This is a genomic window from Evansella tamaricis (assembly GCF_019042215.1).
GTDB lineage: Bacteria > Bacillota > Bacilli > Bacillales > Salisediminibacteriaceae > Evansella > Evansella tamaricis.
The window spans coordinates 1-9,620 of record NZ_JAHQCS010000011.1; the positions used below are offsets into that span (position 1 = coordinate 1).

Sequence of the window (9,620 nt, forward strand, 5' to 3'; positions counted from 1 at the left end):
GATTGCGACGGCTACGCTCATTGCTTAGGGACTGTAAAAGTGGAAAAGCACCACTTTTTCAGTTCCCATGCGAGTAGGCGGTGGAGCTAGACAATAAGAAAAGCGCAAGCGCCTAGGCTCACGAGCGTAGGGCAGTGGAGCTTAGACAACATGCCCGAAGGTTCTAAAACTTATAAATTCATATCTTTTAAGAAAAAACCTATTATGCCAAAAATTACAATGAAAGAACTTAGTTAACTTTCATCTTCTGTTGGTGAATTAGGGCATCATTAATGGCTATAGGGTTTACTTATGAGGTGTAAAACGTCAAATGACAGACAAATTCACATGTTAAATCACACATCTTTTGCAACTAAAATCACACTGTAATTCGCATATTAAAGTGAGTGGCAGGAAGAACCTATTCTTCGTGCCACTATTTTCAGTCTTTTAGAACTAACGCTTTCCTGTTAGCTTAACAAGTTCCCAAAAAATATAACGAAAGTTAAAACTGTCGATAATCCCAATGTAAGAATTATAGTAGTTATGCTTCTCGGAATTCCTTTCCAATCTTCAATACCCGAAAAACCAAATACCCCTAACATAAACGTAATCAATGTAATATATAAGACGAGATTTAAAGGGTGCGTACCCATTAAGGAATAATCAATTTGACCTGAAAAAGAAACGATTAAAAATAGCAAAGTACATATTATTGAAGAGATAAATGACCAAATGTTAATCTTTTTCTTCATTTTAGAATTCCTCTTTTTTCATTCGTTTTAACTGATAAACTCTTTTACTAAAGCTCTCCGTTTGTTTAAGTGTACTTCTTTACAATCCTAGAATGTGATACTAAATTTTCACTTCACTCATCAAGGCTTGGAGATTAATCCATAAAACTTAATAAGAATGAGTTCAGTTCTTCTGATTCGATGGTATAGTAGTTCTGTTTATCCCCTATAATATGAGTTATTTGTAACCAAGGATATGTATCGTGCATAGCAATGTTTGCTTCTATTAATAACGTTTCTTGTTCAGTAGCCATGACCACTGAAAGACCATACGTATAAGCACCACTGCTTTCAGATTGTTTTTTAATAATTCCATTATTTATCCACTTAACTATGTCTTCTTTGATTTTCCTATCAGTTACCACCGTTCTATCATCACCATGATTTACATGTACTGAGTCCAATGATTCAGCCTCAATGACTATTGCATCTCCTTTGTAAAAGAAAACAAGTGCAATGATTACTAGCAATGATAGTGTAGTTGTAATAAACACTTTTTTATTCATTTTACCCTCCTATCGGTCGCACCTACCCTTATTCAACTCTTCTCCCCATTTCTTTAAATACATTCCTTGGAAAAGTCTGTATATTCCATTATTTATTTTAGCATGAATATCCAAATTCTCTTTCACTTTAGAAATCACATGGCAAATCACATCGAGTTCAAAAAAAGGAAATATTATTTCCACCTATGTGAATAGGGTTGTGAATTACTTTGTGATTTCACATCTATTTAACGATAAAACACTGATATAACTAGAAAAAATCAAATATGATTATGCTTGTGTATGGCTTGTTTGCAACTCTGAAGTAAACCTGGTGGCATAACACAATAGGTTTTTTCTTGAGATTTACAAACCTTTTACAAGGTAGAAATCCACACTTAATAATAATCTATTAAATTGGTAATAGACAAAAAAACTGAGAATCTGACAAGTTTCTCGTGATGGGGGTAACAATTTGAATATTAGCTTCGGAAAAAAATTGGTTATTGGATGTGCTATCGTATTCCTTTGTGGAATTTCTGCAGCGCTGATTCTTCTTGGATCTTTAAAGGAAATAAGAACGTCTTTTGTCCAGTTTGCAAATGAAGATGTGGCATTATTGGAGTTAGCTCAACAGTTAAGGTTTGAGGATTTATTGCTAATGGACACGGTTAAAGGAGTTATTCTCACGCCACAGGATACAGAACTATATGATACGTATGCTCAAACGTCAGAATCTATAAAAGAGAATATAGAAGAAGTACTGTCTTTAGTATCGGAAGAAGAACATCTGCTACTGGGGCCTTTAGAGCAATATCATGAAACGTTGTTTGACATGGAAGAATTAAGACATTTGGCAACAAGACAGCCCGTTGTATTAAGGCAAATGTACAGTGAAGAATACCGTGTAGTGAGGGAAGAATTTGCACTGGTATTACATGAGTTTGTAACAATTCAAGAAATTAGGATGCGGGAAAAAGAGGAAGAGTTGAATGCTTACGTTAGCCTTCAGCAGACTACTAGTATTTCCATTATAATATTCTCCACCCTCTTAGGGGCAATATTGATCTATTTCCTCCTTAGAGTAATAAAAAAACCGATCCGTCAAGTAACAAATAAGCTCGAAGAGTTGACAAATAGGGAAGGGGATTTGTCATCAGGTCTACCAGTTACGGCAGATGATGAAATTGGTAATTTGACTACCGCATTTAATGAGATGCTCGGAAGTTTTAGGGGAATGTTATATCAAGTTAAGGAAACGACCGAACAAATCGCCACTTCTTCAGAGGAATTAACAAAGAGTAGTGATGACACAGCTCTTGCCTCAAATCAGATAGCAGTTGCAAGTCAACAGACATTGGGAAATAGTCGGGAGCAACTGCAAGCTGTAGAAAAAGCTGAGAGTTATTCCACATCTATGACTAGGGAACTGGAGCAAATTTCAATAAAAGGAAACAAGATGGCGGATTCTGCAAAGACTTCTTCTTCTTTAGCAGAAAACGGGAAGGATACCTTAGAAAAAGTTGTTGATAAAATGAAAGATATTGAGGAATCCGTTGGGAGAACTGCCTCAATAATTAATGAATTGGGTAATCGGTCTGCAGAGATTGGTAGAATGAGTAGTATCATTACAGGCATAGCAGAACAAACCAATTTATTATCTTTGAATGCGGCCATCGAAGCGGCGAGAGCTGGAGAACATGGGAAGGGATTTGCCGTTGTTGCTGATGAAGTGCGTTTGTTAGCAGACAAATCAAAAGAATCCGCAGTGACCATTGAAAAAACGATTGTGCAAATTAACGAAGAGACAGGGAAAGCAGTCCATTCCATGAAGGAGGATGTTAGAAATGTTAATCAAGGAATGGGTATTGCTTTAGAGGCAAAAGAAGTATTTCAACAAATACAATATTCTATTGTGGAACTGGAACAAGAAGCTGATCAAGTGTCCCTTTTTGTTTTGAAGGTCAATAAAATGAGTAAAGAAATTGACAGTCTTTTTTCACAAGTGAAACGGAGTGCAAAGGAAACAAACAGGTCCAGTCAAGATGTGTCCGCTTCCACTCAAGAACAGCTTGCAACGGTGGAGGAGATTGCTTCCTCAGCAAAAAATTTGTCTCAAATAGCAGAAGAACTGAAAATATATATGGGGAAATTTGTCCTTGATAAAGAGGAAAGTCTAGGCAAACCTTAATTTTGATTTTCACTTTGCCTTAACTCATCATAGAAGGAACTTCTGCTATTCATCATGTCTGTTAAACAGTTAAGCATTTTCCAATTGGTTATCCTGTTAAGGTTAATATACGACCTGATGTTGTGGAGGAAGACTTCATTTGGAGAAGACGGATATTCTCCGCAAATATCAACGCCTTTTACAAATTTATAGGTAGAGATCCCTTGTAGCCAGTCTAACAGTTGTTCCAATGGAAGGTTCCCGTGATCCCAATTTGTAACTGCAGCCGCTTTCTCTAATACATCCTTATCAATACTGATATAGATGGAACTTGTGGGAATCTCCTGTATGATTCGGTATAAATTGGACGGACGGTATTCTATCTGGAAGGAATCGTTTGAAATGATGGTTACTTTTTCCTTGAGATTGACAGGTAAAGAGGCAGATAATTCTCCCTGGACTCCTATGATAACAACTTTTTTCAGCAAGGGTAACTGTTCAAGGGCATGTAAAACCCATGAACCACAGGATATCAATGAAGAAAAGGCAGGTTCCATCAGATCGGTGTGGTTGTCGAAGAGTACTAATGTAAAAGGCGTTCGTATTTCGGTTAATAATAAATAAGAAACATAATGAAAGTCTCCACTTCCAATAAATGTAATACCCGTCTTTTTTCGTTGTTGAAGTCTTTCGTAAATGGTGGATAAGGAACTTTCATCGCAATATTTTTTGGTGCCGGACAAGTCCCATAGCGGTATCCATTCACTAGATGGATGTATAAATTGATGTTGTATTTCGTAGGTGTGATCAAAGTCCAATACCGAGAATTCAACAGGTCGGTCCATCACTATCACACTCCAATAGTCTACTCTCTTAATCTTTGAATTTAAAAATGATGATTAAAAAGAATGGAATAGCTTAACGAAATGAAAGTAACGTAAGGTCGCAACTGGTGAAAAGACTTGAAGAATGGTGGAAAGAAGTTCCGTTGATATATCAATTTTAGCTCAAATTTTAATAAAAGCTACAGCTCAATTCTCTTTTTTTTGTGAAAGAATCCGTATCAATTTTCCCCCATGGAAAACCCGTGGAATAGCCTTCCGCCATAAGGGGCGAGTATTTGATCTGCTAATGTAATGATAGGCTCTTTATTACCAGTACGGTAAAAACTATCGAAAGATTCCACATATTTAGTTGCAAATGGAGCATCATACTTCCTCAAAGTACGGATAATCCACTTGGCTTCTCCAATCCAATTTCCGTTAGTTCGAAGAAAAAACTCCTGTAACCATTGCAATAACGTGTTAGCAATAACTACTTCTTCTCCACGATCTTCCGCATCTATGAAATCATTGAGGACGTCAGTGATAAAATACCGTTTCATATTAATCGTTTTCTTTGACCATGGTTCAGGACCAGCCTGCAACAATTGATTTGCTTCTAGTTTAATTGAAGAAATGATACCACCAAGATCAAAAAGAGCTTTCCCTTCAGAGATCATTGTTGGAAGGGTGGGGATTGCTCTTTCATAATCAGTAATAAAAATTTGTTTATAGGAAGTAAGGTTATGCACAAATATCTCCATAGGCCAGTCATGATATAGAAAGGACTCTCGGAAAGAGGAGGGGACGTTTCGATCAAAAATGATTACATCTAAGTCCGAAGTGGATGTGGCGTTTCCCTGTATAATACTTCCAGAAAGAATCACTCCATCGCAGTATGGGAAGTGGTCATGTACAAATTGCCTAGCGGTTGCGAAAGGATCCGGTTTGAAATTTCTTGCCAACATTATCACCTGACAATCTAACAAGTCTCAAAATCTGTTATATCTGTATGGTATTTAAGTACGGTTGACCATGAACGTGGTGTATACCATCAGTATATGTTTAGGCAGGTGATATATTAATATTAATTTGAAACGACCAGGATTACGGAAGATGAGAGCTAGGTTTTCATTGGGAAACGTCCGAAATTTTCCTGAAATAATTACGTTTTGTTCACCATTGTTTCAGGTTCCTTTAATAATTTTTGGAAATGATCCAATGGCATAGGGCGCCCAAATAGGAATCCCTGTACCGTAGTACATTGATTGGATAATAAAAATGCTAGATGATCTTCTGTTTCGATTCCTTCTACAATGACTTCTAATTTTAAATGATCCAATAAAAACAGCATTGTTGTCACTATTTTTTGAACATTACTATCAGTGAGTTTCTGAATGAAACTCTTGTCTATTTTTACAATGTCTAGTGGCAAGTTCATTAAATAGTTAAGGGAAGAGTATTTGGAACCGAAATCATCTAAAGCCACTTTCACACCAAATTCCTTTAATTGTTTAATTTTGTGTTCTGCAATTGTTAAGTTTTCCATTAGTAGTCCTTCAGTAATCTCAAGACATAAAGAAGTAGGCTCTAATGTATACTTCCATAATGTTTCCTTTACTGTATCTACAAAATCATCTTGAAAAAGTTGTTGTGGAGAAAGGTTAACGGATATGGGAAAGTTTACCCCAAACCTATCTTGAAGTTTTTTCATATCATGACACGCTTTTTCCAGCGTCCAAAGACCTAGCGGGACAATTAATCCTGTTTCTTCTGCAATTGGAATAAAGTCATTTGGCAGGAAAGAACCAAAGTCAGGATGATCCCACCTGATTAAAGCTTCCATACCTACTATTTTTTCTGACTGAATATTATACTGAGGTTGGTAATAGAGATGAAACCCACTGGAATTCATATTGTTGATTGACTTGATAAGGCTTTTCTCCACAATGTGCCTTTTACTGATGGAGCTAAACATTTCTTCGTGATAAAACATAAAAGGAGAATCACTTTTTCTTGCGGAATACATTGCTATATCCGCATATTGTAATAACTTTTCGATATTAGTATGATGCTCAGGAAATGCACTAACCCCAATTGTGGATTTAATAAATAATTCTTTTCTTTGGATTTTAAATGGTTTTTGAAATATGGATAAATATCGATTTATGGTATGAAACAACTTATAGTTAGTAACCTTTTCTACTATGATGATGAATTCATCACTTGATATACGAAATACGGTTTCTTGGTTTAGTTGGATGCCCGTTAATCTGTCTGACACTTCTTTTAATGTTTCATCTCCAAAACCATGGCCATATGTCCCATTAATTATTTTAAAATCATCTAAATCCAGTAAAAGAATAGCAAAAGCAGTTTTAGAGAGTGATAACTGGTTTAAGTGTTCCAGGAGAGCTTTCTTATTCGGTAATGTTGTCAACTCATCGTAATAAAGTATGTCCTCTACTATTTCTTCTGTTTCTTTATGTCTAGTAACATCATTTCGAATGGCGACGTATTTAACAGGTTTTTGCGACTCATTGAGAATAGGTACAATAGTGGTTTGAACCCAATAATAGGTTCCGTCCTTTGCCCTATTCTTTATATCCCCTTCCCAAATGTTACCTGCTAAAAGCTCATTCCACATACTCTCATAGAATTCCTTAGGGTGGTATCCTGATTTAATAATCCCATGTGTTTTTCCAACTAACTCTCCTTTAGAATACTTAGATATCTCACAGAATTTATCATTCGTGTAAGTAATCCTCCCTTCTGCATCAGTAATTACAAGTGCAGAAGATTTATCTAAAGCAACTGATAAATCGAATAAATAGTCTATTTCACTTATGTCTACTTGCTCTTCATTAAATGAAAACATGATTACACCTCAACAGGATCAATAGTATTTTTAGAGTTTGATAATTTAATATTATTGGGAATACAGTACACTTTTCATGAAAGAAAGCCTTTTCATTCCTATTGAATAAAAAAGCTTAATACAACGAGATGCATCTAGATGACATATCAGATTTAGGTGTCTAAAAGTATATCACTTACTGTGAATAGATAGATTTGCCCATGAAAATAATAATTATTTCTATAATAAATATAATAAATATTATCCTGATTATAGCAGATATCAATGGGTTTATAATGAAGTTCACATTATCGACAAACTCTAAGATAGATGGACCTAATCAACTTCCGAATATAGGTAATTGACTAGAACTCCGGTGACTTCAGTTATTGGTTGTTGACGAGTTTCCTTTGCTTAAGTAAAAGGCAAATACCTGCTTACCTTCCACTATTTTTCCTTTTCCATTTCGTACGCTTTTTCTTTTTGGTTTTCCTTTCTATATCTAGCGCAGCCCAGTTTAAGGCATTCTCCCTGCACATGATCACCATATTGTTTCCGGAATATTTCTAAACAATAGCATTTATCTTTGGACATTGATCAATCTTCCTCTTTTCCAGTATTGTGTTAAGTATAGCATGATACATAATCATTATTGAGTAACCGTTTAAGTTTAAATGATGACTGTAAATTAAGCCGTCTGCAAGTTTGGACTCATAAATAACCGAAAAAATCTGATATAATAGAAGAATATCTAAAAAGGGGAGAGCAAACTTTATGGCTAAATTATTTGAATATATCCTGTTAACTATCGGATCCATCATAGTAGCCATTGGTCTAGAATTAATACTTGCCCCAAACGGACTAGTCGATGGCGGTGTGACGGCTATTGCCATTATGTCAAACGCGGTGTGGAATTTCCCGATTTGGGCAGTGTTTCTTATTCTGAATATCCCCACCCTATTATTTGCCTCAAAGTATATGGGTAAAAAGTTTGTTATCCGTACACTTTATGCAAACATTGTAACAAGTATAGCCTTAGCATGGATGGCACCAATGCTCCCAATTACTAACTCTGAAGTATTAATTGTTTTGTATGGAGGTTTATTTCTTGGATTGGGGATCGGGTTAGTGGTGAAAATGGGTGGAGCAATCGATGGCACAGAAATGTTAGGGATATGGATTAATAAAAAATATCGTGTACCATTTAGTACCTTCTTATTTGGAATTAATGCGGTTATCCTTACGATTGCTGCCTTTGTTTATTCGATCGAGCAAGCGATGTTTTCTATTGCGATATTCTTTATCGTTACGAAAACAATAGATTTTGTGTTAGATGGATTAAATCAAGAAAAATCGATTACAATCATATCGAACAAGCCAGATGAAATAGGGGAAATCTTAATAGAGGAACTGGATATCCAACTTACTTATTTACATGGGGAGGGTGGGTATACTCACGAACCACGGAAACTAATATATTGTATTACAAATCGTTTCATGTATCCTAAATTAAGGGAACGAGTGCTAACAATCGATCCTGATGCAGTGCTGGAGGCATCTATGGTAAATGAAACGACTGGAATTAAACATAAACGTTTTAATCGGTTTTAAACGAAAGGGAGCCCCCGTTGCAAGGTGAGTAGCTCTTTTTTGAAAGGCTCTTCTCGTATAGATTGTTGTTTTTAAAGCAAAATTTATGCTTGCATACATCTCCAGGCGGATGCTTTCATACAAGGTACAAGTGCGACATCTGCTCATTCTTCGCAGTGTCTTCTTTGTCGCGGGCACGGCTTCAACCTCAACCTCCTTCGGGTATAGCTTGAGGCAACTTCTGACCGAAATCCGTCTGGGCCTCCTTGTTCAGGAAGAACTTGAGGCAACTTCTGACCGAAATCCGTCTGGGCCTCGTCGTCCGGGAACAAGTTGAGGCAACTTCTGACCGAAATCCGTCTGGGCCTCCCTGTTCGGGAACAAGTTGAGGCAACTTCTGACCGAAATCCGTCTGGGCCTCCTTGTTCAGGAAGAACTTGAGGCAACTTCTGACCGAAATCCTTGTCGTGCTCCTCGTTCGGGAACAAGTTGAGGCAACTTCTGACCGAAATCCTTGTCGTGCTCCTCGTTCGGGCACAAGTTGAGGCAACTTCTGACCGAAACCCTTGTCGTGCTCCTCGTTCAGGAACAACTTGAGCCAACTTCCGACCGAAATCCTTCTGGGCCTCGTCGTTCGGGAACAAGTTGAGGCAACTTCTGACCGAAACCCTTCTGGGCCTCCCTGTTCGGGAACAAGTTGAGGCAACTTCCGACCGAAACGCTTGTCGTGCTCCTCGTTGGGGAACAAGTTGAGCCAACTACTGACCGAAATCCTTGTCGTGCTCCTCGTTGGGGAACAAGTTGAGGCAACTACTGACCGAAACCCTTGTCGTGCTCCTCGTTGGGGAACAAGTTGAGGCAACTACTGACCGAAACCCGTCTCGGCTTCCTCGTTGGGGAACAAGTTGAGGCAACTACTGACCG

Annotated in this window: 7 protein-coding genes; 2 read left to right on the forward strand and 5 right to left on the reverse strand. The window is 37.3% G+C overall.

Going from position 1 to position 9,620, the window contains the following annotated elements; translation table 11 throughout:
- Positions 1-449 precede the first annotated feature (449 nt).
- Together KS419_RS00490 and KS419_RS00495 are read right to left on the reverse strand one after the other, a co-directional pair.
- Complete coding sequence (locus tag KS419_RS00490; protein ID WP_217064134.1) at positions 450-734, reverse strand: hypothetical protein; 285 nt, start codon at positions 732-734, stop codon at positions 450-452.
- Positions 735-868: 134 nt separating this feature from the next.
- Complete coding sequence (locus KS419_RS00495; protein WP_217064135.1) at positions 869-1,279, reverse strand: hypothetical protein; 411 nt, start codon at positions 1,277-1,279, stop codon at positions 869-871.
- A 454-nt stretch (positions 1,280-1,733) separates the two neighbouring features.
- On the opposite strand from KS419_RS00495, the gene KS419_RS00500 reads away from it, so the two are divergent.
- On the forward strand, positions 1,734-3,449 hold the full coding sequence (locus KS419_RS00500) for a methyl-accepting chemotaxis protein (protein ID WP_217064136.1): 1,716 nt from the start codon (positions 1,734-1,736) through the stop codon (positions 3,447-3,449).
- Here the strand turns inward: KS419_RS00500 and KS419_RS00505 are convergent.
- From KS419_RS00505 to KS419_RS00515, 3 genes are all read right to left on the reverse strand, one after another.
- On the reverse strand, positions 3,446-4,273 hold the full coding sequence (locus KS419_RS00505; RefSeq protein WP_217064137.1) for an arginase family protein: 828 nt from the start codon (positions 4,271-4,273) through the stop codon (positions 3,446-3,448). The genes KS419_RS00500 and KS419_RS00505 overlap by 4 nt on opposite strands.
- A gap of 218 nt (positions 4,274-4,491) precedes the next feature.
- Positions 4,492-5,214: a nucleotidyltransferase domain-containing protein gene (locus KS419_RS00510; protein ID WP_246593569.1), complete on the reverse strand. Its 723-nt coding sequence runs from the start codon at positions 5,212-5,214 to the stop codon at positions 4,492-4,494.
- 200 nt (positions 5,215-5,414) lie between these two features.
- Positions 5,415-7,127 (reverse strand): sensor domain-containing protein, encoded by a 1,713-nt coding sequence (locus tag KS419_RS00515; protein ID WP_217064139.1) that lies wholly within the window; start codon positions 7,125-7,127, stop codon positions 5,415-5,417.
- 753 nt (positions 7,128-7,880) lie between these two features.
- Here KS419_RS00515 and KS419_RS00520 point away from each other — a divergent pair.
- Positions 7,881-8,717, forward strand: coding sequence for a YitT family protein (locus tag KS419_RS00520; protein ID WP_217064140.1), 837 nt, complete (start codon positions 7,881-7,883; stop codon positions 8,715-8,717).
- The last annotated feature ends 903 nt before the right edge of the window (positions 8,718-9,620 follow it).